23 protein-coding genes are annotated in these 24779 nt (G+C 69.1%); 15 read left to right on the top strand and 8 right to left on the bottom strand.

Features of this window, described 5'->3' with window-relative positions:
* The first annotated feature begins 114 nt into the window (after positions 1-114).
* The 8 genes from RAH39_RS06805 (at position 115) to RAH39_RS06770 (ending at position 7415) form a co-directional block, all read left to right on the top strand.
* Positions 115-762 carry a DUF47 domain-containing protein gene (locus RAH39_RS06805; protein ID WP_306592057.1) on the top strand — a complete coding sequence of 216 codons (648 nt, stop codon included), beginning with the start codon at positions 115-117 and terminating at the stop codon, positions 760-762.
* A 13-nt stretch (positions 763-775) separates the two neighbouring features.
* Positions 776-1783 (top strand): inorganic phosphate transporter, encoded by a 1008-nt coding sequence (locus RAH39_RS06800; RefSeq protein WP_306592056.1) that lies wholly within the window; start codon positions 776-778, stop codon positions 1781-1783.
* A 106-nt stretch (positions 1784-1889) separates the two neighbouring features.
* Entirely contained in the window at positions 1890-2426 is a 537-nt protein-coding gene (locus tag RAH39_RS06795; RefSeq protein ID WP_306592055.1) for a GNAT family N-acetyltransferase, read from the top strand.
* Entirely contained in the window at positions 2426-3121 is a 696-nt protein-coding gene (locus tag RAH39_RS06790; protein ID WP_306592054.1) for a lysophospholipid acyltransferase family protein, read from the top strand. The genes RAH39_RS06795 and RAH39_RS06790 overlap by 1 nt, the downstream gene beginning before the upstream one ends.
* Positions 3111-4046 carry an arginase family protein gene (locus RAH39_RS06785; RefSeq protein WP_306592053.1) on the top strand — a complete coding sequence of 312 codons (936 nt, stop codon included), beginning with the start codon at positions 3111-3113 and terminating at the stop codon, positions 4044-4046. The genes RAH39_RS06790 and RAH39_RS06785 overlap by 11 nt, the downstream gene beginning before the upstream one ends.
* A 3-nt stretch (positions 4047-4049) precedes the next feature.
* Positions 4050-4526 carry a hypothetical protein gene (locus RAH39_RS06780; RefSeq protein ID WP_306592052.1) on the top strand — a complete coding sequence of 159 codons (477 nt, stop codon included), beginning with the start codon at positions 4050-4052 and terminating at the stop codon, positions 4524-4526.
* A 110-nt stretch (positions 4527-4636) separates the two neighbouring features.
* The gene (locus tag RAH39_RS06775) at positions 4637-6550 is read left to right on the top strand and encodes a transporter-like protein (RefSeq protein ID WP_306592051.1); all 1914 of its coding nucleotides are present in this window, start codon (positions 4637-4639) and stop codon (positions 6548-6550) included.
* On the top strand, positions 6543-7415 hold the full coding sequence (locus RAH39_RS06770; protein ID WP_306592050.1) for a DUF2911 domain-containing protein: 873 nt from the start codon (positions 6543-6545) through the stop codon (positions 7413-7415). The genes RAH39_RS06775 and RAH39_RS06770 overlap by 8 nt, the downstream gene beginning before the upstream one ends.
* A 96-nt stretch (positions 7416-7511) precedes the next feature.
* Here RAH39_RS06770 and RAH39_RS06765 read toward each other — a convergent pair whose 3' ends face one another.
* The 3 genes from RAH39_RS06765 to RAH39_RS06755 form a co-directional block, all read right to left on the bottom strand.
* The gene (locus tag RAH39_RS06765; protein WP_306592049.1) at positions 7512-8000 is read right to left on the bottom strand and encodes a hypothetical protein; all 489 of its coding nucleotides are present in this window, start codon (positions 7998-8000) and stop codon (positions 7512-7514) included.
* 248 nt (positions 8001-8248) lie between these two features.
* Complete coding sequence (locus RAH39_RS06760) at positions 8249-8917, bottom strand: radical SAM protein (RefSeq protein ID WP_306592048.1); 669 nt, start codon at positions 8915-8917, stop codon at positions 8249-8251.
* Positions 8918-8960: 43 nt separating this feature from the next.
* Positions 8961-9716, bottom strand: a complete 756-nt coding sequence (locus RAH39_RS06755) for an SDR family NAD(P)-dependent oxidoreductase (RefSeq protein ID WP_306592047.1) — start codon at positions 9714-9716, stop codon at positions 8961-8963.
* On the opposite strand from RAH39_RS06755, the gene RAH39_RS06750 reads away from it, so the two are divergent.
* From RAH39_RS06750 to RAH39_RS06735, 4 genes are read left to right on the top strand one after another with little or no spacing between them, the layout of a single operon-like run.
* The gene (locus tag RAH39_RS06750; protein WP_306592046.1) at positions 9715-12261 is read left to right on the top strand and encodes a SpoIIE family protein phosphatase; all 2547 of its coding nucleotides are present in this window, start codon (positions 9715-9717) and stop codon (positions 12259-12261) included. The two genes, RAH39_RS06755 and RAH39_RS06750, sit on opposite strands and share 2 nt — an antisense overlap.
* Positions 12258-12743 (top strand): hypothetical protein, encoded by a 486-nt coding sequence (locus tag RAH39_RS06745; RefSeq protein ID WP_306592045.1) that lies wholly within the window; start codon positions 12258-12260, stop codon positions 12741-12743. Before RAH39_RS06750 ends, RAH39_RS06745 begins: the two co-directional genes overlap by 4 nt.
* Entirely contained in the window at positions 12743-13534 is a 792-nt protein-coding gene (locus RAH39_RS06740; RefSeq protein ID WP_306592044.1) for a SirB1 family protein, read from the top strand. Before RAH39_RS06745 ends, RAH39_RS06740 begins: the two co-directional genes overlap by 1 nt.
* Before the next feature lie 40 nt (positions 13535-13574).
* Positions 13575-14117, top strand: a complete 543-nt coding sequence (locus RAH39_RS06735; RefSeq protein ID WP_306592043.1) for a DUF4136 domain-containing protein — start codon at positions 13575-13577, stop codon at positions 14115-14117.
* 57 nt (positions 14118-14174) lie between these two features.
* On the opposite strand, the gene RAH39_RS06730 is transcribed toward RAH39_RS06735, so the two are convergent.
* Positions 14175-16436, bottom strand: coding sequence for an NADP-dependent malic enzyme (locus RAH39_RS06730; RefSeq protein WP_306592042.1), 2262 nt, complete (start codon positions 16434-16436; stop codon positions 14175-14177).
* A 288-nt stretch (positions 16437-16724) separates the two neighbouring features.
* Between RAH39_RS06730 and RAH39_RS06725 the strand changes: the two genes are divergently transcribed.
* Positions 16725-17168, top strand: coding sequence for a hypothetical protein (locus RAH39_RS06725; RefSeq protein ID WP_306592041.1), 444 nt, complete (start codon positions 16725-16727; stop codon positions 17166-17168).
* A gap of 29 nt (positions 17169-17197) precedes the next feature.
* A complete protein-coding gene (locus RAH39_RS06720; protein WP_306592040.1) occupies positions 17198-18172 on the top strand; it encodes a YheT family hydrolase in 975 nt (324 codons plus the stop codon).
* Positions 18173-18261: 89 nt separating this feature from the next.
* Here RAH39_RS06720 and RAH39_RS06715 read toward each other — a convergent pair whose 3' ends face one another.
* Positions 18262-19407, bottom strand: coding sequence for a cysteine desulfurase family protein (locus RAH39_RS06715; RefSeq protein ID WP_306592039.1), 1146 nt, complete (start codon positions 19405-19407; stop codon positions 18262-18264).
* Positions 19398-20594, bottom strand: a complete 1197-nt coding sequence (locus RAH39_RS06710; protein WP_306592038.1) for an alanyl-tRNA editing protein — start codon at positions 20592-20594, stop codon at positions 19398-19400. Before RAH39_RS06710 ends, RAH39_RS06715 begins: the two co-directional genes overlap by 10 nt.
* A 44-nt stretch (positions 20595-20638) precedes the next feature.
* Between RAH39_RS06710 and RAH39_RS06705 the strand changes: the two genes are divergently transcribed.
* On the top strand, positions 20639-22027 hold the full coding sequence (locus tag RAH39_RS06705; RefSeq protein WP_306592037.1) for a replication-associated recombination protein A: 1389 nt from the start codon (positions 20639-20641) through the stop codon (positions 22025-22027).
* A 7-nt stretch (positions 22028-22034) separates the two neighbouring features.
* Here the strand turns inward: RAH39_RS06705 and RAH39_RS06700 are convergent, their stop codons facing one another.
* Both RAH39_RS06700 and RAH39_RS06695 read right to left on the bottom strand, forming a co-directional pair.
* The gene (locus RAH39_RS06700; protein WP_306592036.1) at positions 22035-22295 is read right to left on the bottom strand and encodes a hypothetical protein; all 261 of its coding nucleotides are present in this window, start codon (positions 22293-22295) and stop codon (positions 22035-22037) included.
* A gap of 378 nt (positions 22296-22673) precedes the next feature.
* A complete protein-coding gene (locus RAH39_RS06695) occupies positions 22674-24773 on the bottom strand; it encodes a S8 family peptidase (protein ID WP_306592035.1) in 2100 nt (699 codons plus the stop codon).
* Positions 24774-24779: the final 6 nt, after the last annotated feature.

Here is a 24779-nt window from a genome sequence, read left to right as displayed (position 1 = left end):
ATCCCAGACCTTAACATCGCCGGGGCCGCGCCAATCCAGGCTTCCCGCCCAATTTACGCTCCAGTTACAGGGCGGGACCCGGTACAGTTGAAGGTCGACCTGTGGAGACCCGCCATGTCCTTGAATGCCGTGATGCGTTGGCTGAAGCCCAAGGAGATGGTCTTTTTCGATCTGCTGGAGTCCGCCGCCGGGAACGCCTATCAGGCCGCCCAGCTCTTCGACCGCGAGATCCGCAGCGGCGATCCCGCCCGGTTCGCCGAGCTGCGCCGCCAATCCAAGGACCTGGAGCACATCGGCGACGACCTGACCCATCAGATCATCGACCGCCTGAACCACACCTTCGTCACCCCCATCGAGCGGGAGGACATCCTCGCCCTGGCCCACGCCATCGACGACGTGGTGGACCGGATCCACTCCGTCTGCGAGCGGCTGCTGCTCTACCGCATCGGCCACGTGATGCCCGCCGTGACCGAGATCAGCTCGATCATCGTGGAGGGCGCCGGGGAGATCCTGCACCTCACCCGATCCCTGCGGAACATGTCCAACCAGAAGGAGATCGGCGACCGCATCCGCCGCGTCCACGCCCTGGAGAACAAGGCCGATTCCATCTACCACGCGGCGCTGGCGCAGATCTTCGAGGCGCCTGAGAACGCCATCGAGCTCATCAAGTGGAAGGAGCTCCTCGAGAAGATCGAGGACGCCACGGACCGGATCGAACTGGTGGCCAAGGTCATCGGATCCACCGTCATGAAGAACGCCTAGGCCGGAGCCGCGTATGTTCTCAGGCCTCCTTCCGGCCCTGGTGGTGATCGTCGGCCTCGCCCTGGCCTTCGACTACATCAACGGATTCCACGACACGGCCAACGCCATCGCCACGGTGGTCTCGACCGGCGTCCTCAGCGCCCGCAAGGCCATCCTCATGGCCGCGGTCCTCAACTTCGGCGGGGCCCTGACGGGCACCCAGGTGGCCACCACCATCGCCAAGGGGATCGCCGACAGCCAGTTCGTCGTTCCGGCGGTGATCGTCGCCGCCCTCCTGTCGGCCATCACCTGGAACCTGATCACCTGGTACTTCGGGATCCCCTCCAGCTCCAGCCACGCCCTCGTCGGCGGCCTGTCGGGCGCCGTGGTTGCGGAGGCCGGCATGGGCGCCCTTCACACCTCCAAGCTCGAAGAGGTGGGCACCTTCCTGATCGTCAGCCCCATCGTGGGCTTCTTCATCGCCATGGTGCTGATCATCCTCATCCTGTGGATCGTGCGGCGCCAGGCGGGCCACCGGGTCAACCTGGCCTTCCGCAAGCTCCAGCTCGTGTCCGCGGGCGCCATGGCCTTCACCCACGGGACCAACGATGCCCAGAAGGCCATGGGGATCATCGCCCTGGCCCTGATCACCTACGGGAAGCTCCACGGCCACGGCGCCAAGGTGGACGTGCCCATCTGGGTGAAGCTGGCCTGCGCCACCGCCATGGGCCTCGGTACCATGTCCGGCGGGTGGAAGATCATCCGGACCATGGGCGCCAAGATCGTGAAGCTCCGCCCCATCCACGGGTTCGCGGCGGAGACCTCCGCCGCCATCGTCCTGTTCACCACCGCCCACCTGGGGATCCCCGTCAGCACCACCCACGTGATCTCCGGCGCCATCATGGGCGTCGGCGCCAGCATGAACGTCTCCGCCGTCCGCTGGGGCGTGGCGGGAAACATCATGGTGGCCTGGGTCCTGACGATCCCCGTCAGCGCCCTCCTCGCGGCGGGCTTCCTCAAGCTGGTGGCGCCCTTCTTCTGACGCGAGTTTCGGCGCGGGCGCCGGGAAGTCGCACGAAAATCCCCGCGCCATCGCAAACCTGTCATGTCCGGATCCGACCCTGGTGGCGACACCAGGGAGATGGAACATGACGATCGAAACCCTCGCCCCCCATCCGGAAGGCGCCCGCTACGCGGTGCGCGCGCTGTCCAGCGACGACTTCGCCCACCTGCGCCGCCTCGAAGCGGAGATCTGGGCCGGGGACGGCGCCGGCGAGCTCTGCCCCCACTACCTCCGCCTCTGCACCGAGCTCTACGGCGACTGGTGCTTCCTCGCCCTGGACGGCGACCGGCCCGTGGGCTACGTCCTCAACTTCGTGAAGGGCACCACGGTCTACTGCGCCACCCTCGCGGTGCATCCCGACTACCAGAAGGGCCGGGTGAACTACCTCCTGATCCGCGCCATGGTCTCCAAGCTGCTGCAGGAACAGGTGGACGAATGCCGCTTCCTGGTGGAGCCCGGGAACACGGACGCCCGCAGCGTCCACAACGCCCTGGGGGCCCGGGTGGTGGCCGAGGTGCAGGACTACTACGCCCCCGGCGACACCCGCCTGTGGTCCGCCATCACCCGCGAGGATCTGGAGCGCGTCCGGGCCCGCTACACCCGCCTGAAGCTGGTGAGCTAGTGGTCGCCCAGCTCGCCTCGTGGGCCGGGGTGCTGTGGCCCACCTTCGCCCTGCTGCCGCGCCTGGCGGCGGGCGCGGAGCCCCACCCCGGCATGCACCGCTGGGCCCGGAGGCTGCTGCCGGCCCTCGGCGTGGAAGTGGAAGTGACTGGCGCCCTGCGCGCCGACGTTCCGCTGTGGGTGGCCAACCATTTGAGCTGGGTCGATCCCGTGGTCCTGATGAGCCTCCGCCCCATGGGGACCATCGCCAAGGGAGAGGTCACCGCCTATCCCCTGATCGGCCGCTGGGCCCGCAAATCCGGCATCCACTTCGTGGACCGGCACGACGCCACCAGCCGCGCCGCAGCCCTCGCGAGCTTCACCGCCTCCCTCCAGAGCGGACGGGACATGCTGCTGTTCCCCGAGGGCACCACCACCCGCGGCGAGGAATTGGCGCCGTTCTACGAGGGCGGCCTCCGGGCGGCCTTCGACCTGGGCCTGCCCGCCCAGCCCGTGCGGCTCAGCAGCCCCGCCCCCCACTATCCGTGGACCGGCGACGAGACCCTGATGCCCCACCTCCGCACCCTGTTCGCCACCCGGACGCCCGTGGCAGTGGCGGCCGAGACGCCCCTCCATCCCCGGGAATTCGGCGATGCGGACGCCTGGATCGCCGCCTTCCGCGCCGCCCTCGCCCCCAGGAGTTCCGATGTCCGCTGATGTGCTCATGCAGGGCCTCCGCACGGGCCTGACTCCCTTCCTCGGCCTCCCGCTGTGCGTGGATCCCAAGCCCGCCGCGGGCGTGGTTCTGGGCGTGCCCTGCGACGCGGGCGTGATCAACCGCCCCGGCGCCCGCCTCGGCCCCTGGGCCCTCCGCGCCGCCTCCATGGGCGTGGGTCTCCAGCCCATGCCCCACCGGCTGCGGGAGAGCATTCCGCCCCTCGCTTCCGCCGCTTCCGGCTGGGTGGACGGCGGGAACATCCCCACCCTGCCCTTCTCCCTGGCGGAAGCCCTGGCCACCGTCCAGGCCATGGTCGGCGCCTGGGCGCTGACCGGCTGCCGCACGCTCCTTCTGGGCGGCGACCACTCGCTGACCCTCGGCGCCCTCCGGGCCCTGGCGGTGCAGCACGGCCCCCTGGGGCTGCTCCACCTGGACGCCCACCCGGACGCGGCGGAAGGCGCCGCCTGGGACACGGCCGTCCACCACGGAACGTGGCTGCGCCAAGCCCTCGAAGAGGATTTGGTGGACCCTTCGCGGGTGGTCCAGGCGGGCCTCCGGGCGCCGCGCTTCGACGACGGGGAACTGGCGTTCCTCCAGGCGGCGGGCGTCCGGATGTGGACTCCGGCGGACCTGCGGGACCCGCTGCTGGCTCCCCGGTTGGAGCAGGATCTCGCCCGGGTGGGCCAAGGTCCCGCCTACGTGAGCGTGGACCTGGACGTCCTGGATCCCGCCCTGGCGCCCGCCGTGGCGGAGCCGGTGCCCGGCGGCCTGGATCTCGCCGAGGTGCTCCGGCTCGTGCGCGCCGCCCGGGAATGGCCCGAACCCTGGGTGGGGGCCGACCTCATGGAACTGGCGCCCTCCCTGGAAGGGGGCGAGACCACCGCCCGGAACGCCGTGCACGTGGCTCTTCACCTCCTGGCCTGAACCATGGCTCCCGTCGACGCCTTCCTCTCCCTCCACGGCGCCTTCACCTGGGACGACCTGGTCGCCGCCCAGGATTTCGGATTCCTCACCTCCCTGGAGATCCAGGCCCAGATCGCGGGAGGAGGCCCCGCCGCCCAGCGCCTGAAAGCCCTGGCGGGCGAGGAGCTCCGGACCTTCGAGGCCCGCCTGTGGGAAGCCTGCGCCGAGGCCGTGGGCAAGGCGCCCCGCCCCGGGAGCGACCGCTGGGCCCGCGCCCAGGACCGGTGGCGGGAAGCCATCCTGCGCGCCGCCCTCGCCGCGGAAACGACCTCCGCCGAACTGGCCCGCCGCGTGGAGCACCTCTACGAGCAGGTGGGCTGCCCGGAAGACATGCTGGCGATGCTCCGGCCCTCCCGCGCCTGGTCGGGCACCCCCGCCACCGTGGATCCCGAAGCCGTGCGGCGGTTCCTCGACCACCGCGAGCGCTTGAAAGCCAGCTGAAGAATGATTTCCAAATAGTTGAAACAAAAATCTTGCATTACAAGCACGATCCAAGGATCGGCGGGCGCTCCGGCCGTGTGTCACCCTGGGGATTCCCTCCCGGAGTCCTGATGTCCCTGCCCGATCCCAGGCTGGACCAGCTGATGGACGGCGACGCCCCCGAATTGGAATCCCTCCTGCGCTGGCTGCTGGAGGCTCCGACCCACGCGGCCCGCACGGCCCGGCTCCGGCTTCTCCAGGCCGCCGCGGAGCGGAAAGGGGCGATGAACTCCCTGGCGGAGGCCTGGAACCACGCGTCCGCCGTCCGCCTGCTGGCGGAGACGGGCCTGCCGGATCGCACGACCCTGGCCGGGGAAGGCCTCCTGCGGATCGTGGACCGCGTCATTCCGCGCCTCGACCCTGAAGGTGACCTCTACGCCCTGCTGGACAGGCTGGGCCTGGGCGAGGAGGACGCCGGGTGGGTCGAAAGCCTGCCGGCGGATCTGCTGCAGGCGTGGGGCGCCGTCGTGGCTCCGCCCCCGGAGGCCTGGGCCCACGCCGCCCGGCTCCTGGCCCACCGCGCCGCGGCCGTGGGCCTTTCCCGCGATCTGCTGGCCCTGGATCCCGACGGCAGCGACGCGGATTCGCCCTTCTTCCATCTCACCCGGGCCGTCCACACCGCGGGGGAACATCCCGAGGCGCCCGCCGCCCAAGCCGCATGGGAGGCCTGCCGGTCGGGCTGCGTGGCCTCTCTGGCCTACGCCCATGTCCGCCTGGAGGAACGGGGCGTGTCCTCGGATCTGGTCTTCCGGTTGGAGCTGCTGGAGGCCCAGCTGGCGCGCATCGGGCTCCTTCTGGATTTCGCCGTGGGGCGGGGAAACGGCCCGGCTTTCGCGGCGGATCTCGTCCGCGGGAGCGCCCGCCAGCGGGGACTCATGCCCCTCCTGCGGACCACCGCCAAACGGCTCGCCCGGAAGGTGGTGGAGCACACGGGGGAAACGGGGGGCCACTACATCGCGGCCTCCCGCCGCGAATGGTGGGCCATGGGGGCTTCCGCCGCCGGGGGCGGAGCGCTCACGGCCGGCACGGCTCTGCTCAAATTCGGGCTCTCCGCCCTTTTCCTGGCGCCGCTGGTGGCGGGGCTTTCGCTGGCGGCCAACTACACCCTGAGCTTCTGCGCCATGCAGCTGCTGGGGTTCAGCCTGGCCTCCAAGCAGCCGGCCATGACCGCCGCCGCGCTGGCCGCGGCCCTGGAGGAGAAGGCGGAGGATCAGCTCCGGGAGATCGAGCTGGTGGCGGCCATCACCCGCACCCAGACCGCGGCCACCCTGGGCAACGTCCTCACCGCCATTCCCGCGGGAGTCGGCGTCGCCGCCCTGTGGATCCGCCTGACGGGCCACGGTCCGCTGGGAACGGCGTCCGCCCTCCACGGCCTCCACGGGAGCCACCCCTTCCATGGTTGGACGCTGGCGTTCGCCGCCCTGACCGGCGTCCTCCTGTGGCTCTCCAGCCTGGCCGCGGGATGGACCGCCAACTGGAGCGCCTATCGCTGTCTGCCTGAAGCCCTGGCCCGCAGCGGGAGGTTGACGGCCTGGTTCGGATCCCGCGGCGCCGCCGGGCTGGGGCGGTTCGTCCAGAAGCACCTGGCGGGATTCGCGGGCTACACGGCCCTCGGCGTCCTCCTGGTCTTCGTGCCGATGCTGTTCGCGTTCACGGGCATCCACGTCGAAGTCCGGCACGTCACCCTTCAGGCGGCCTCCCTGGCCCTGGCTTCGGCCAGCCTGTGGGCGGAAGGGAGCCTGCGGTGGGCCGACGTGCTGTGGGGCCTGTTGGGCGTGGGGCTCATCGGGGCCCTCAATTTCGCCGTGTCCTTCGCCCTGGCCCTGGCAACCGCCCTCCGCGCCCGGGATCTCGGCGGCCGCGCCAGCCGGCGCCTGGGATGGGCCATCCTCAAGGCCTTCAACCGCGAACCCGGCCGGTTCCTCCTTCCACCCCCCAAGGGCGCCTTCCCCGCGCCTTCCCCCTCCGGAGTCCCCCATGCCTAGACGGTTCTTCCCCGCCCTGATGGCGGCTTCCCTCCTGGCCGCGACCCTGTCCGCGGACGACAAGCCCGCGCCCGTCCGCCTCACGCCCCTGCGGGTGAGCCCCGCCTGCACCGTGACCCAGGACATCGGCCTCAGCCGGATCGAGATCGCCTTCGCCCGCCCGGCGGTCAAGGGACGGAAGATCTGGGGTGATCTGGTTCCCTTCGGCGAGGTGTGGCGGGCCGGGGCCAACACCGCCACCACCTTCACCTTCAGCCATCCCGCCCGCGTGGCCGGCAAGCCCGTCGCGGCGGGCACCTACGGGTTCTTCGCCATTCCCGGCGAGAAGGCGTGGACCCTCATCCTCAACCGCAAGGCCAAGCAGTGGGGCGCCTACGACTACAAGGCGGAAGACGACGTCGTGCGCTGGGAGGCGGCGCCCGCGGCCGGCCCCTTCCTGGAATGGCTCGACTACCGCATCGTCCCCCAGGACACGGGCCGCGCCGTGGTGGAGCTGGGCTGGGAGAAGCTGCGGGTGGGCTTTCCGGTGGAATTCGACACGAAGGCCCTCTACTGGGCGCACCTGGAGGAGACCCTGAAGAAGGCGCCCGACACGGACTGGATCCCCTGGTACCAGGCCGCCGCCTACTGCCAGGCCCAGGGCATCGAGCCGGCGAAGGCCCAGGCCTGGATCCAGAAGAGCCTCAAGGCCGGGGACAGCTGGTGGAACCACGAGACCGCCGCCCGCATCGACCGCGACGCCGGTCGCCGGACGGAGGCCCTGGCCCAGCTTCAGAAGGCCATCGAGCTGTCCCGGGGCAAGGCGCCCAAGGAATACACCGCCGACCGGGAGAAGGAACTGGCGGCGTGGCAGGGCGAAAAGTAGATCCGAAGATTTGAAGAGCACCGCCAAGAACGGCCGGCATCCGGCTTTTCTTGGCGGTGCTCTTTCAGTTCCTTCCTTCGAACTCGAATCGGCGGTTCAGGGCTTGAGCCCCTGAAGCGCCTTCTCCAGCTCGGCCTCGTTGGCGACGTAGGCGATCTGCTCCACGCTCAGCCGGTTCAGGTAGACCAGAGTCAGCTTCTTGTCCTGGGTGGGGAGGTTCTTGGTGGGCCCGGGGCCCGCGTCCAGCAGCAGGGGGAAGGGATGCCGCCGCATCCGGGGCTTGGCGATGGCCCAGGTGATGACGCCGGGCATGGCGCTGATGTCGAGGATCATGCAGGCGCGCCGGTCGGACAGGTAGGTGCCGCCCTTCTGGTCCAGGACGTGGAAGGCCATCTTGGCCAGGCCCTTGTCGCGGGAGAACAGCAGGAGGCGCGTGCTTTCGTCCACGCGGTGCTGCTGGCTGCGCTGGTCCTGGAGCGCGAAGGGCTCCAGCCGCCCGCCTACGCCCAGATCCGCGGGGGAAGCGCCGGAAAACGCCGCCACCCCCATGAATACCGCCATCGCCTTCATCCAGCTGCCCCGCATCGACCCGCTCCTTTTGGTGTGGTTACGCTTCATTCCCAAGGCCATTCCCACCGCGCATCCGCGGCAGCTGCTCCCGCATCGGCTGGTGCCTTGCATCACGCATTCCGGTCTTCCCGGTCGTGCCTCCATGTCGGCCGTCCCTTTCCGAGGATCGGCCTGGAGACCTTCCCCTTACCTTACCCAGGACGGATGAATGGGCGGATTATTGCGGTTCAAACAGAAAAATTCGCGCGGCGCGTTTTTTCCCGTCAGACGCCCTTCTTTGCCGCGCCCCACACCACTTTGTGGAGCTGGACCTGCATCCGGACGGGCAGGCCGTCGGCGACGATCCGCTCCGCCAGCCAGGCGGGATCCAGCTTCCCCCACACCGGACTGAACAGCACCTCCCACCGGTCCCAGGCGGCGCGCTCGGCGCACCAGGCCTTGGCCCAGGCGTAATCGGCCTCGTCGCACAGCACGAGCTTCAGTTCGTCCTGCCCGGGCACCATGTGGTCGAGGTTGGATTCCAGCCAGCGATGGCCTTCGCCGCTGGCGGGGGTCTTGCGGTCCACGATCTTGATCACCTCCCGGGGCAACGGCGCCAGGTCGTGGCTGCCCGCGGTCTCCAGGGCCACCTCGTGGCCGAGTTCCAGGAGGGCCTCCAGCAACTGCGGCGCGCCGGGATGGGCCAGGGGCTCGCCTCCGGTCAGCTCCACGAAGGGGGCGCTGGGTCCCTTCCGCGGCGGCCCCAGCCGGCGACGAGCCTCCTCCACGAGATCCTCCAGCTCGCGAAAGGTCCCGTCGTGGAACGCGTATTCCGTATCGCAGTAGGCGCATCGCAGGGGACAGCCGGAGAGCCGGATGAACAGGCACGGCCGTCCGATCCGGGCGCCCTCCCCCTGGATGGAATGGAACACTTCGTTGACCTTGAACTTCATCCGGCGGAACCCCTTGGGAACGATTCTCCCATGGGGAAAGGGGTCAGACCCAACGCCGGCCGCCATCGAGGGTGAGGATCTCGCCCGTGAGGAAGGGGCTGGCGGCGGCGTAGCGCACGGCTCGGCAGAGGTCCGACGGATCGCCGATCCGCTTCACCAGGCTCCGCTCCGCCAGGAAGGCCGTCTCCCGCGCCTCGGCGGGCAGCACCGCGCCGAGGGCGTGCCCGACTACCCGGATCTTCGGCGCCAGCAGTTGGGCCAGGCCCGGAACCAGGGCCGCGAGGCCCGCTTTCGCCGCGCTGTAGGGAAGCCGCTTCAGCCAGGGCTGGTGGAGGGAGGTGTCCAGCAGAAGCTGGAGGCAGGCGCCTTCGGCCAGATGGGACGCGAGGGCCTGGGCGCAGAGGAAGGGAAAGGTCAGGTTCAGCCGCCAGGTGGCCGCCAGGGCCTCGGGCTCCCACGAGCCGAGAAGCTGCTCCGGGAAGGTGCCCGCCACCAGGATCGCGCCGGCGACCGTCCATCCCTCTGCTGCCAAGCCGTCCAGATCTGCCATCATGCGGGACACCAGCTCCGGGCTCTCCGCGTCCCACCGAAGCGTCCGGACCCGTGCCGTCTTCGACAGCTCCTCCACCCACGTTTCCGATTCCCAGTCTCCCGAACTGGTCAGCACCAGGTCGTGATCCCGGGCCAGATCCTCCGCCAGGGCGCGTCCCAGCCGCTGCCTTCCGCCCACCAGCACGAAGCAGGGCCGTCCATTCCGCGAGATCCGCTCCATCCGGGCATTCTTCCACAAAGGCCCCATGAATCCCTACCTCAAACGCATTCGCTGGCGCTTGCTGTGGATCAGCCTGGCCTGCGTGCTGCTCTCGACGGGCTCCTTCGCCCTGAACCAGTGGATGTACGCGGCCTCGGACGACCAGTGCTCCTGGGTGGTGGAGAACGGGAAGATCATCATCCGCGAGATCCTGCCGGACGGCGTGGCCGAAGAGGCCGGGCTGCTGGAGGGCGACGAGCTGGTGAAGATCCAGGGGCGGACCTTCCCGGCGACGCTGGAAGGGACGCTCAAGGCCCAGCGGTTCATCAACGAGAAGCCCGCCAATGCGTACTTGATCTACACGGTGAAGCGCCAGGGCCGCCAGATCCTGATTCCCGTCCGGCTGGTGAAGCCGATCAACCTGGTGCAGCTCGCGCTGCTGCTCAACGGCCTCGTCGCCTGGGCCATCGGCCTGCTGGTGGTGCTGTCGGCGCCGGAGCGCAAGAGCTCGCGCCACTTCTTCTACCTCGCGGCGACGGCGCTGCTCCTGTCGGGAATCATCGCGTCGGGGAACGCGCCCACGGCCATCCGCGTGGGCATCGCCCTCATGGCCACCGTCTCCGTCGCGCTGCTGCCGCCCCTGTGGGTCCACTTCTTCCTCCGCTTCCCCCATCCCTTCGCGCTGCGCCGCAACCGCCGCTTCCTCCGGGCCCTGTACGGCACCTTCGCGGCGATGGCCCTCATCCAGCTGAGCGTCCGGCTGTGGTTCATCCTCAATGACGGCGCGGTGCGCCCGCCCGTCGGCGGGCCGGAAACCATCCTCCGGACCCTGCTGGGCGCCATTCCCGCGCCGCTCTACGCCGCCGCGGCGCTGACGGGCCTCGGGTTCTTCGTGGCGGGCGCCTTCCGGGCGTCGGAGCGGCTGCGCCGGGCCGTGCTGCCCTCCCTCATCGTGGCCGCGGCCCTGTGCCTCGACCTGGTGGCGTGGTCCGTCCTCCAGGGGCGCTACGGCACCAGCCTGCTCTTCCAGCGGCAGACGTTCATCTTCATGCTGCCGGCGCCGCTGCTGCCCCTGAGCTTCGCCTACGCCATCTTCCGCCACGGGCTGTTCGACGTGCGGAAGGTGCTGCTGCGCTGGGTAAGCTACATGGCCATCCTCGCGCTGACCGTGGCGCTCTACCTGGGCGGCCTGGCGTGGGCGTTCTCGCACCTGGCCTCCATTCCCTCCGGCTGGGCCGGCGCCCTGATCGGGCTCCTGGCGCTGCCCCTGGGCTGGGCGCTGCGCCTGCTGCTCCGCGGGATCCGGCGCCGGTTCCGGCGGGATTTCTCCAGCACCCGGGAGATCGCCCTGGGCGCCGTCCGCGAGCCCCGCAAGCGGTTCAGCGAGGAGGCCCTCCTCAAGTCCCTCCGCCGGGCGCTGAGCGAGGCCTTCCAGCCCCAACTCCTGGAGATCCTGCCCATCGAAGACCGCCAGATCCTCCTGCCCGCCGCCGAGTCCGAGGGCCGGGATGACCGCCGCGTCCGTTTCCCACCGCAGCCGCTCCACCTTCCGGCGGGGCTGCTCCGCCTCGCCCGGGAGAACCGCGAACTGGTTCTCGGCCTGGGCAGCGAGGAAGCGGACTGGATCCGCGAGCAGGGCGAGCACCTCCGCGCCCACGTGGACGCCCTGGAGGCCCAGCTCCTCCTGCTGATCCTCGCGGGGGACCAGGCCCACACCGCGGTCCTCCTGGGAGGGAAATACGCGGAGCTGAACTACGGTCGCGAGGACCGGGAGCTGCTGCGCGAAGTGGCCCTGGCAGCGGGCCAGGTGCTGGAGACCGCCGTGATGCACGGCCGCCTGCTGGCCCAGGAGCGCCTCAGCCAGGAACTGGAGACCGCCCGGCGCATCCAGGAAAGCCTGATCACCTCCCAGCTCCCGCCCATTCCCGGCTTCCACGTGGCCCTGCGCCTGGAGCCCGCCCTGGAGACGGGCGGCGACCTCCTGTTCGTCAAGCGCCGCCCCAGCGGCGCGTGGCTGGCGGCGGTGGGCGACGTGTGCGGAAAGGGACTGGCGGCGGCGCTCTACATGGCCCAGGCCACCGCCCTCCTGGAGCAGGCCGTCCAGCGGGAGGACCAGGGCCTGGAGGAGATCCTCTGCTCCCTGGACCGCACCCTGCGCCAGCTCCTGGGACAGCGGGGCTTCCTCACGCTGATCCTGCTGGAGTGGGACGAGCGCGGGAACTACCGCCTCGCGCGGGCGGGCCACCCCGGCGCGCTCCTGCTGAAGGGGCTGCCCGAGGACTGCTTCACCGAGGTGATCCCCAAAGGACGGGGCCTCGGCCTCCGCCCCGCCGGTCCCGGCGACTGGGAAGTGATCGAAGGCACATTGCCTCCGAAGGGTTGGATGGTGCTCTACAGCGACGGCCTGTCCGAGGCCATGAACCGCCAAGGCGAGCTGTACGGCACGGATCGGCTGTGCGGACAGCTCCGCCGGCTATGGGGAACGGGCAGTCCCCGGGCCGCCTGCGAGGCCGTTTTCCAGGACGTGTCCGCCTTCGACACGCAGAACCGGGACGACCGGACTTTGTTTATCCTGGGTAGGGAGCACGCATGAGCCGTTCCGCCCTTCGATGGAGCATTCCTGTCCTGCTGGGCCTCCAGCTGGCGATGCTCTGGCTGCAGGGCGCCCAGCTCCATCGCCAGAACCAGGTGCTCCAGGGCCTGCGGGAGGACATCCAGGCCCTCGCCGATTCCATCGAGAGCAGCGGGGGCGCCGCGTCCTGGGAGGACGACGCCTCGGCCGTCCCCGCCAGTTTTCTGAAGCCCACCCAGAAGAAGGTGGCCGTCCTGGGCGTCCAGGAAGAACAGGAAGCCGCCGCCAAGGACCTCCAGGCGTCGCGCGAATCCGCCCAGAAGGCGGTGAAGGACGCCCGGGAGGCGCAGTCCAAGCTTTCCATCGAGGAGAACATCCGCAAGGCGGAGGAGGCGCAGAAAGTCCAGACCGCCGCCCATTCCGGCCAGCGGTGGGCCTGGATCGCCCTCGGGGCGCTCGCGGTGGTCCTGGTGCTTCGCGCCATCCTGCGCCGGCGCCGCTGATGTCGCTGCTGGAATACCTCCGGACCGATCCCGACTGCCGCAACCTCGCCGAGGGGGCGATCCACGCCGTGGCGCCGGCGCTGGAAGATCCGGATCCCGCCGACATCGTGATGCACATCAACGAATGGGCCTTCATCCTCGCGGGACGGATGCCCCTGCCCTGGAACACGCACAAGGCCCTGGACGCCCTGAATCACCTGCTGTTCACCGAACTGGGGTTCCAGGGCGACCGCGAGACCTACGACGATCCGCTCAACGCGCTGCTCCCGGCGGTGGTATCGCGGCGGAAGGGGCTTCCCATCTCCCTGTCCATCCTGTGGGTGGCTCTGGCCCGGCGGATGGGCTTCGACGCCGTCGGCGTGGGGCTGCCCGGCCACTTCATCGCGGCCCTGCGGACCGACATGGGCCTCCTCTGCTTCGATCCCTTCCACCAGGGCCGCCCCGTGGGGGAAGAGGCCGGCGCCGATCTGGTGAAAGCCGCCACGGGCGGGCGGATTCCCTTCCAGCGGGAGATGCTCCGGCCTGCACCGGACCGGACGATCCTCGCCCGGCTGGTCCGCAACCTCCATCTGCGGTTCCTCCACGCGGAGGACTGGGAAGAGGCCCTGTGGACGGGCACGCACCTGATCCTTCTGGAACCCGAGAATCCCCGCGCCCACAAGGAACGGGCCTTCGTCCATCTCCAGCGCGACGAGCCCGACCAGGCCCGCGTCGACCTGGAGGAAGCCCAGCGGCTCGGTTCGGGGGAGGATCCCGAAGTGCAGGCCTGGCTCCAGCAACTGCAACGCTGACGAACCTGACGGCTCGCCCGCGCATTCCTGAAGCATGCGAATGATCGGTCCGGCTTCCGCGCTGTCGGCGCTCCTCCTGCTGTTCGGCTGCTCCCAGCCGCGCTTCGTCTACCGCACCGACCCGGCCTTCCGCGGCGGGGCCTACCGCACGGTGGCCCTCGATCTCCGGACGGATCAGGTGCTGATCCGGGAGGGCTTTCGGCCCGTCGATCCAGGGTTCCGCCGCCAAGCCGTCCTCTCGGCCCTGACCGCGCGCGGATATCGCCCCGAGGCTGCCGGAACCGCGGACCTGTGGGTGGCCGTCCATCTCCTGGTCGAGGCACGGGAGGAAGGATCCGCCGGTCCTTCCCGTCCGGCGCGGGGCGCGGGCCGCCGGGGCGGCGGAGGCCCGCCCCGGGGAGAGGGCGCGCCGCGGGATGCGGGGGAGCGAAGGACCGGCCGCGGGACCCTCCTCGTCCAGCTTCTGGACCCGAAAACGGGGCAGGCCCTCTGGCAGGGCGAGAGTCCCCTCGAACGAGGGGACCGGGATTCCGAAGAGGTCGTACGGAAGCTGCTGGAGCCCCTGCCCTCCCCTCGCCCCTGAACGCGACGCGGGGGCCCGAAGGCCCCCGCGTATGAACCGACGGCGAAAGGCCGGCGGCTACTTCGCCTGCTTCTGCTGGGCCTCGACGACCGTGAGGGCCGTGAGGTGGATGATGTCGTGCAGGTCGCTGTGCCGCTGGAGCACGTGGACCGGCGCGGCCATTCCGCAGGTGATGGGCCCGATGACCTCGGCGTCCGCCAGCCGCTGCACCAGCTTGTAGCCGATGTTGCCGCTGGTGAGGTCGGGGAAGATCAGGACGTTCGGACCGCCGGGCAGGTCCACCCACGGGTAGTTCTCGGCCAGGATCCCTTCGCCCAGGGCGGTGTCGGCCTGCATCTCGCCGTCGCACTTGAGGTCGGGACGCTGGGTCTTCACCAGCTCCACGGCCTTCTGCACCTTGCGGACCAGAGGATGGTCCACGCTTCCGAAGGTGGAGAAGGACAGCATCGCCACCTGGGGATCCATGTTGAAGGTGTCCTTCACCAGGTCCGCGGTAAGCAGGGCGATCTCCGCCAGCTCCTCGCTGTTGGGCTCGATGTTCATGGTGGTGTCGGAGAAGAACAGCACGCGGTTCTTCAGGACCATGGTGTAGACGCCACACACGCGCTTCACCCCGCGGCGGGTTCCGATCACTTCGAGGCAGGGCCGGATGGTGTCGGGGTAGTACATGGTCAGCCCCGCGATCAGGCCGTCCGCCTTCCCCATGCGGCACATCATCGCGCCGAAGTAGATCCGCTCGCGGATCTTCCGCTGGGCCTCGAAGCGGGTAATGCCGCGGCGCTTCCGGAGTTCGTAGAAGGCGTCCTCGGCCTCTTCCCGCCAGGTGACGGCGTGGGGATCCAGGATCTCGACACCGTCGAGCTCCACGCCGTATTCGGCGGCGACGGCCTTCACCTTGGCGGGATCGCCCAGGAGGATCGGCTTGCACACGCCCTCATCCGCCATCTGGGACACGGCCTGGAGGATCAGGGGATGGTCGCCCTCGGGGAAGACCACGCGCTTGGGATCGGCCTTGGCGCGGTTCACGACGCTGCGGATGACGTCCTTGCTGCGCCCCTGGAGGCCCTCCAGGCGCTCGATGTAGGCCTGCATGTCGGCGATGGGCTGTTTGGCTACGCCGGTGTCCATGGCGGCCTTGGCGACGGCGGGAGCCACCCACAGGAGGACGCGGGGATCGAAGGGCTTGGGGATGATGTACTCGGGGCCGAAGGTGAACTTCTGGCCCGAGTAGGCCTTCACCACGGAATCGGGCACCTCCTCCTTGGCCAGGGCCGCCAAAGCCTTCGCGGCGGCGAGCTTCATGGGCTCGTTGATCTCGGAGGCCCGCACGTCCAGCGCGCCGCGGAAAATGAAGGGGAAGCCCAGGACGTTGTTCACCTGGTTGGGATAGTCGCTGCGGCCCGTCGCCATGATGATGTCGTCGCGGGTGGCCTTGGCGGTGGGGTAGTCGATCTCGGGGTCGGGGTTGGCGAGGGCGAAGACGATGGGATTCTTCGCCATGCTCTTCACCATGTCGGGGGTCAGCACGCCCTTGCTGGAGCAGCCCACGAAGACGTCGGCGCCGACGATCACCTCGCCGAGGGTCCGCAGGTCCGACTTCTTGATGAACTTCTCCTTGTAGACGTTCATGCCCTCCTTGCGCCCTTCGAAGACCAGGCCCTTGGTGTCGCACAGCCACAGGTTCTCGAGCTTGACGCCCGCTTCGACCATCATGTTCGCGCAGGCGATGGCCGAGGCCCCGGCACCACTGAACACCACCTTCATGTCGCCGAGCTTCTTCTTGATCAGCTCGGAGGCGTTCATCAGCGCCGCGGTGCTGATGATGGCCGTCCCATGCTGGTCGTCGTGGAAGACGGGGATGTTCATTTCCTTCTTGAGGCGGGTCTCGATCTCGAAGCACTCGGGAGCCTTGATGTCCTCGAGGTTCACGCCGCCGAAGGTGGGTTCGAGAGCCTTCACCACCTGGCAGAACTTGTCGATGTCCTTCTCGTTCACTTCGATGTCGAACACGTCGATGTCCGCGAAGCGCTTGAACAGGACGCCCTTCCCTTCCATCACGGGCTTGCCCGCGATGGCGCCGATGTCACCCAGGCCCAGCACGGCGGTGCCGTTGGAGATCACCGCCACGAGGTTGCCCTTGGCGGTGTAGGTGTAGGCCAGTTCGTTGTCCTTCTCGATTTCCAGGCAGGGTTCCGCCACGCCGGGAGAATACGCCAAGGAGAGGTCCCGCGCCGTGGAGCACGGCTTGGTGGCGACCACCTCGATCTTCCCCTTCCGTCCCTGCGAATGGTAGTCGAGGGCTTCCTGCTTACGTGTCATGGCCACACTCCTTGGATACGAGTGCCCTGTTTTTTTGGGCTGAGTGCCCCCAGCTTACACGTCGCGTTCCGCGAACCTTCCTGAAAGGTCCTCAATCGCCGCCATTGTGGCGGGGATCACATGCGGCGCTTCCGCTGCGCCCGCAGCGGAGCTACGATCCACCAACCCTTTTCCGGAGATCCCATGCGCTGTTTGCCTTTTTTGATATGTGGTCTGATGGTCTTACCACTTGTTTCACAACAGCCAAAACCCGCTTCGAAGGCCGTACAGCCCGCCAAGGAAGCCAAAGTGGCCTGGGACGGGGAATGGACCCTCGCCCCTTCCCAGAGCGACAGGATCGACGAACGAATCGATGCTCATCTCCAGGATCAGAACTTCGCCATGAAGCTGTTCTGGAAGCGGAAGCTCCAATCCGCCTGCCGCGCTTTCGACAAGCTGGACATCCTCGCGGGGGACGGCCTTTCCGTCACCATGGGCCGCGAGCGCCCCATCGACACGCCCACGGATGGCACTGAAAGCCCGTGGAAACGCAGCGACGACGCGACATTCAAGGCGACCCTCGCCAAAGAGGGACGGACGATGACCCAGACGCTCGTCGGCGACAGCTACACCCTGACCTACGCCTACGTGATGCGGAAGGATGGGGACTCGCTGGCCCTCCAGGTGACCTACGCCCATCCCAAACTGGAGGCGCCCTTCACCTACAAGCTGGTGTTCAAGCGGAAGGACTGAGCCTCTTCTCCCTGGGCCACACTGGAGGGATGCGTCCGCCCGCTCCCCCGCCCCTGCCCTGCCGCGCGCCCTGGTGGGCGGCTTCGGGACATCTGCAAACGATCCTGGGGAACTACCTTCCGGGCGAACCGCCAGCCCATCCCTCCACCCCGTTCCGGATCGCGCTACCCGACGGAGATGAACTCGCGGGGCGCCACTATCCGGGAGAGACGGGCGTCCTCGTTCTGGTATTCCACGGCCTGGGCGGGGACGATCAGGCCCACTACGTGCGCCGCACGGTCGCCATCGCGCGGGAAGCGGGGCACCACGTGTGGACCGTGAACCACCGCGGCTGCGGCGCGGGACGGGGCCTCGCGAAGCGGCCCTACCACAGCGGATCGGGCGACGATCTGGGCGCCGCCTTCGCCGCCGCGCGCGAACGGCATCCGGACCTGCGCCAACTGGCCATCGCCTACTCCCTCTCCGCCAACGCCCTGCTGCTCAACCTCGGCGGCGGCCTGCCCGCACCCGCCGCGCAGCCCGACGCCGCCATCGCCGTGAATCCGCCGGTGGATCTCGCCGCCTGCTCCCGCACCATCCACGCCGGGCTCAGCCGCCTCTATGAACTGCGCTTCATCCGGCGCTGCCGGGCCGCCATCCGGCAACGCCTGGAGGATGGACTCATCCCCGACGCCTACCGCACGGGCCCTCTCATGAGCCTCCGGCAGTTCGACGACGCCTACACCACCCGCGCTGCAGGCTTCCGGGACGCCGACGATTACTACGCCCAATGCTCGGCGCGCCCCCACCTGTCGAAGATCACCGTGCCCACCGTCATCCTCGCGGCGAAGGACGATCCCTTCATCCCCTGGCAGCACGTCGCCCAAGCAGATCTCCCGCCGGCGGTGCACCTCCATCTCGAAGCGCAGGGCGGACACATGGGCTACCTCAGCCGGGATCTTCCCGGCCGCCGCTGGCTGCCCTACGCCGTGGCGCATTACGCAAAGGAACTGCTCAGCCAGTGAAAGAAGAGAACCGATTCACCACCAAGGCACCAAGACAAGCCAAAGAGAATGCTTTATCAGCTAACGGTGTTTCCTTTCTTCCCGTCGCCTCAGCGAATGGCGAGCGCGCGCAGGTCCGCCACCAGCCCGGGGAGAAGCCCCGCAACTACGGCGATCTGCGCCTCGGTCGCATCCAGGCCGAGGCTGAAGCGGACGGTGCCCTGGGCGTAGACGTCGGGGATCCCCATCGCCCGGAGGACGTGGCTGGGCTCGCGCATGCCGGTGCTGCAGGCGCTGCCGGTGGACACGCAGATGCCCCGCTCGGCGAGCTTGAGCTGAAGGGCTTCCCCGTCGAGCCCCGCGAATCCGACGAGGCTGGTGTTGGGCAGCCGCTGGGCGCCGGCGCCGTGGATCCGCGCGTCCGGAATCTCCGCCAGGATCCGCGCCTCCAACGCATCCCGCAGGCGGCGGACGGTGTCCATCCCCGGCAACCGGGCCTGCGCCAGTTCCGCCGCGCGGCCGAGTCCCACGATTCCGGGGACGTTCTCCGTTCCCCCGCGGCGTCCCCGCTCCTGGGAGCCGCCCAGGATCAAGGGTTTCAAGCGCACGCCCCGGCGGATCATGAGCAGGCCCGTGCCCTTGGGGCCGTGGAACTTGTGGCCGCTGAGGCTGAGCAGATCCGCGCCCCAGGCGGCCGCGTCGATGGAGATCTTCCCCGCGGCCTGGGTGGCGTCCACCAAAAATAGGGCACCCTTCGCTTTCGCCAGCCTTGCCGCTTCGGCCACCGGGAAGAGAACCCCGGATTCGTTGTTGGCGGCCATGACCGCCACCAGCGCGGTATCAGGGCGCACAGCGGCCTCCAGGGCATCCAGATCCAGGCGACCCTCGCCATCCACGCCCACGTCCGTCGTCTCGCCCCCCTGGGCCTTCCACCAGGCCACCAGCGCACGCACCGCGGGGTGTTCCACGGCGGTGGTCACGAGGTGCCGCTTCGTCGGAAAGGCCTCCCACGCGCCTTTGAAAGCGTGATTGAGGCTCTCCGTGCCGCCCGAGGTGAACACGAGTTCCGCGGGCGCGCAGCCGACCAGGGCCGCCGCCTGCTCCCGCGCCGCGACCACGGCGCCGTCCGACAGGTGCCCCAGGGCGTAGGCCGCGCTGGCGTTTCCGAAGCGCTCGGTGAACCACGGCCGCATGGCCTCGAAGACCTGCGGATCCAGGGCGGTGGTGGCGTTGTGGTCGAGGTAGATCAGCTCCATGACCCCGATTGTCCCACCTTCCGCAGCGCGGCCAGCGCCTCCTCCCGCCCGGCCAGGCCCGGGGCCTTGCCCTGGAAGCTCTTCCCCGAACCGCCGCCCTTGGCGCCGAGGATCGCCGCAGCGGCCTTCCCAGCGGCGGGCACGTCGAGGGGAGCGGCCTCGCCCGCGCTCAGCAGGAAAATCGCCGCCCCGCCCGTCTCCGCGGTGAGGAAGACGGCCTTGGCCGGATCCGCCGCGAGGACCTGTCGCGCCAGTTTCTGGAGAAAGGCCATGTCCCGTCCCGCGAAGTGGGCTTCCACCATCGCTTCCGGCCGGGAAACCAGGTCCGCGGCCTGGAATCCGGCCAGTTCCTCCTCCAGCTTCCGGCCCTGCCGCTCGGCGGCGAGCAGCTGGTCCAGCTTGCCCTGGAGGGCGGCCCCGAGGCCGTCATCCGGAGCGCCCAGGAGCGTGCGGAGGGCCGCGTTCCGGGCCTCATGAACGCCCAGCCGCCGCCGGACGCGGCCTCCCGCGACGTAGAACAGGCGGGTGCCGCCGCGGATCGGTTCGGTGCCCAGCAGCTTCAGGGCTTCGATCTCGCCCGTGTGGCGCAGGTGCGTCCCCCCGCAGGTGTTCAGGTCCAGGCCCGCGATCCCCACCAGGCGGATGTCGCCGGTGTGGCCCTCGGGCAGGCCGCGGGAGCGGACGGCTTCCCGCTCGTATTCCTCAGGGCTCACCCGCCGCGCCGTGATCTCCCGGGCCGCCCGGATCTCCGCCGCCACGGCCTCTTCCAGCCGCTCCAGGTCGGCGGGGGCGATGGACGCGGCGTCCAGTTCGATGTCGCACACCGACGGCCCCAGATGGAAGGCCGTCGTGCCCCAGCCGAAGCGATCCTGGGCCACGGCCGTGAGCAGGTGCTGGCCCGTATGCTGCTGCATGTGGTCGAAGCGCCTCGGCCAGTCGAGGGCCACGGAAACCGCGCCCTCCACCGCCGGAGCGGCCAGGTAGTGGCGGATTTCCCCCGCGCGCTTCTGCACGTCGAGGACGGGAATCCCACCCAGCGACCCCCGGTCTGCGGGCTGGCCGCCACCTTCGGGGTACAGCAGGCTGTCCTCCAGGATGGCGAAGGGCCGACCCTCTTCTTCTCCTGTACGCAGTACCCGGGTCTCCAGGGCGGTGGCGTAGGGGTCGCGCTCGTAGGCCGGAATCATCCCGGGAGCCTAGCACAGCGGCTAGTCTGGAAGGCCGGTCCGCCATGTCCCACGCCCCCCTTCCCGAGCGCCTGCGCCCCACGACCCTCGACGAGGTGGTGGGCCAGGAGCACCTGCTCGGCCCCAAAGGAGGGCTGACCCGCCTCACCGCCGGGGGCCGCCTCCCATCCATGGTGCTGTGGGGACCGCCCGGAACGGGCAAGACCACGCTGGCCCGCATCCTGGCGGAGGCCACGGGTCACACCTTTCGGGAATTCTCGGGCGTCGGCGGGAGCGCGGCGGAACTGAAGAAGTTCCTCCAGGAAAGCCGGGACATGCCCCTATTCCGGGGCGTCCCGCCGGTCGTATTCCTGGATGAGATCCACCGCTTCAACCGCGCCCAACAGGACATCCTGCTGCCCTTCCTGGAGCGCGGCGAAGCCGTCCTCATCGGGGCCACCACGGAGAACCCGGCGTTCTACCTGAATCCCGCGCTCCGCAGCCGCTGCCAGCTCATCGCCCTCAAGGGCCTGGAGCCCGCCCACATCCAGCGCGTGCTCGCGCGGGCCTGGGCGAAGGAACGGGACGGCGAGCCGGAACCGCCCGAGGTCTTCGAATGGCTGTCCCACTGGGCGGGGGGCGACCTCCGGGCCGCGCTGTCCGGGTTGGAGACCTGGATGGAAATGCCGGATGCGGACCTGGAATCTCTCCAGGGCGCCCTGGGCGGCCGGATGATGTTCGACCGCGCCGATGGCCACTACGACTTGGCCAGCGCGTTCCAGAAGAGCCTGCGGGGCTCCGACGCCGACGCCGCGCTCTACTACCTCAGCCGCATGATCCGCGGCGGGGAGGATCCCCGCTTCATCGCCCGCCGCCTGATGGTGTGCGCCGCCGAGGACGTCGGGAACGCCGATCCCCAGGCCTTCATCCTGGCGGAAGCCGCCAGCCGCGCGGTGGAGCAGATCGGGTGGCCCGAGGCCCGCATCCCCCTGGCCCAGGCGGTCATCTACGTGGCCAACGCCGCCAAGAGCAACGCCACCGTCATGGGCATCGACGCCGCCCTCGCCGCGGAGGACGCCCCCATTCCCGAAGCCATCCGCGACTCGCACACCTCCACCGCCCGGAAGGCGGGCATGGGCACGGGCTACCACTACTCCCACAACGACTACGACCGCGAACAGGCCTTCCTCCCCGACCGCCTGCGGAGCCAGGCCTTCTACGAGCCCCGCAGGCCCCAGGAGCGCAGTTGGCGCGATCGCCAGGAGCCCGAGGCGGCGGCCCTCGCTGGGCGATGGGAAACGTGGATCGAGGAGCACCCCGAAGGGGGCGAGTTGCCACTGGAAGCCTGGAGCGCCGAGCTGGCCTGCAGCCGCGAAGCCCTTGCCCGCGCCGTGGCCAAACTGGCGCAGGGGAAGTTCAGCCTGGCGCGGAAGCTGGAAGCGAAGCCGCTGTGAGACCGGATCAGAGGCTGATCCACGCTCCGACGACGAGGTAGGGTTCCAGCCGGTTGGAGCTGGACGCCCGGGTTTCGTCGAGATGGCCCAGGATCAGGGCGGGCCCGGGGGGAAGCGGAGTTCCCGATTCCAGGGCGATCCTGTCTTTGCCTTCGCCCGGGACGAATTCCCGCCGGTGGGAATCCGCACCGCGAACCACCGCGCCGGCAAAGAAGGCGTTCCCCTTCCCGATCGGGGGAAAATCGCTCAGCAGAAGCGCTTTCAGCACCCCCCACCGGACGCGTTTCGCTCGCCGGCGGGGCCTCGCATCTTCCGCCCTCAGGGTGCAGAGAGCGGACATTTTCTCCGGAATGGCGAGAGCTTCCGGATCCTGGAGGACGGGGATGCCTGCCCGGAAGGTGAACAGGACCGGATGGCCGGCCAGGAAACGCAGGTGGAAAGACGGGAAGGAATCGGAGGGAACCTTGAATTCTTCCACCTGCCGCAGGTCGAGCACGGGCGGGCCTGCGTGGCCAGGGACGGCCGCCAGGAGAACCATGAGGGAAAGAAGCCCTGGAAGCACTTTCACGGATGCCTTTCTGCCGAAGCAAATGCGAAGGGGAGGCGCGGCGCTTCGGCCTCGCCTCCCCTCCCGGAACCCGACGCGCTAGGGAATGACCACGGCGTAGAAATCCCCCGCCGTGGCGCCGGAGGTCGTCTTGCCGTAGACCAGCGTGTTCAGGCCGATGGCCTGGGGCGTGGCCTTCACATGGCTCTGGCTCCCGAGAACCTCTCCCGCGCCGGTGTTGACCGTCGCGAACGTGTTGGGAGCGGGCGTGGCGTGAAGGGCCGGCCCCATCCACAGGGCGTATTCCCCGTAGAAGCCCCCGTAGGTCGTGATCCGGATGGTGTAGGTGGCCGACGGCAGGACAACCGCCAGGGTGTCGAGGGCGCCTACGTCGTAGGTGGTGAGCGTGGCGCCGGCCGCGTTGTAGAGGGTGATGATGTCGTCCGCCGTGCCGCCGGCGGCGGTGGGGAAGGTCTGGATGTAGTACAGCGGCAGCGCGTAGTTGATGGTCTGGACGGGGATGGATTGTCCCGCCTGGACCTGGAAGACGCTGCTGCTGCCTGCGGTGCTCCCGTAGTAGGTCTTGACGACGTAGTAGCCGGGTCGAAGCAGATTGAAGAAGGCCACGCCGTCCTCGCCAGTGACGCTTCCCGCCACCGTCAGGCTGCTGGCCACGTAATTGGAAATGGCACCGGCGGAATCGCACTGGTAGAGGTAGGTGGCCACTCCGGAGAAGGGGCTGGTGGAGCCCTGGAAGGTATTCAGGACCTTCACCTTCAGGGGCGCATTGACGTAGTTGGACGCGGGCGTGGTGTGCGCGTTCACATCGGCCACCACGGCGGCGATGGTCTTCAGCACGTTGACACGCCCCCAGCCGGTGCCTTCGGTGTAGCCCGTCGCGCCTTCGATGAAGTCGGCATTCGCTTCCAGATAGGTCTTGATCTGGGCGGGATTCAGGTCGGGAGCGAAGGTGAGCATGTAGTTCACCAGCCCCGTCACGAAGGGCGCCGACATGGAGGTCCCCGAGTCGGACTCGTACTCCGTAGTGGATCCGATATAGGTGGAGATGATGTCGTAACCGGGGGCGCACACGGAAATGTTGCGTCCGGACGTGGAGAAGTGGACTTTCTTGTCCTGGCCGTTGGTGGCGCCCACGGCGACCACGCCGGCGTAGCCCGCCGGGTACTGGGCCAGGCTCTGACCGGTGTTGCCCATCGAAGCGACGATGACGACGTTGTTCTCGACGCACTGCTCCACCATGTCGATGGCGAACTGGGAGGCGCTGCTTCCGCCCAGGGACATGTTGACGGCGATGGTGTGGGGGTAGTGCGCCGCCTTCCACTGGATCAAGTGGTAGAGCGAACCGTAGATGGCCCACGTGCCTCCCGAGCCGGCGTCCGAGAGCCCCTTGTAGCTAACGAGATCCACGTTCCAACAGACGCCCGCGACGCCCTTTCCGTTGTTGCCCCGGGCGGCGAGGGTGCCGGCCGTATGGGTCCCGTGACCGGCGCCGTCGGTGCTCGTCCGCGCGGTCCCGAGGTAATCCAGCGGCTGGACCGTGGGATCGTCGGACCCGTCGATGAGCGCGCCGCCGTTGTCGAGGTCGTACCACGAGAAGGCGTGCGTCACGATCCCGGTCAGATCCTCATGGCCGAAATTCACGCCGGTATCGATGTCCACGGTGGTGGGCCGGTTCGCGCCGAAGCCGTAGGTCGTCCAGGCCTGCTTGCACTGCGTGAGGGCGAGGGAATACTCCTCGCTGAGGGCGCGGGGATCGGGGTTGTCGTAGACGATTCCGGAATCCTTCGTCAGCCTCACGTCCGGCTCGACGTAGAGGATGCCGGAGATCTTCCGAAGGTCGTCCATGGCTTCCATGAGCCCGGCATCCTTCTGGAGGTGGTAATAGTTGAACCCTTTCGCGGTGAACCGGCCCGCCACCTTGAGCCCTTGGCTCTCGAACAGCGACTCCCGGAAGGTGGCCGAGGTCTTCACGATGAGAAAGCCGTAGACGGTGTCGTTTCGGAGGTCCTGTTCGGAGGCCGGGTTGTAGAAGGTGTATTGCACGGCGGGCGCAGTGGAGACGGCGGCGGGAACCGCGCGCGCCGCCTCCGTCTTAGATGGGGAACCGCATCCGATGCCGATCAGCGCAAAGCTGGCGGCGAGTGCGAGAAGGAGGCTCCCGAAGCGTGGTGTGTTCATGATCGC

The organism is Geothrix sp. 21YS21S-4, from assembly GCF_030845995.1.
In the GTDB taxonomy this organism is placed as follows: Bacteria; Acidobacteriota; Holophagae; order Holophagales; family Holophagaceae; genus Geothrix.
The sequence above is the reverse complement of the archived record's forward strand: the minus strand, read 5'-3'. Positions and strand labels throughout refer to the sequence as shown.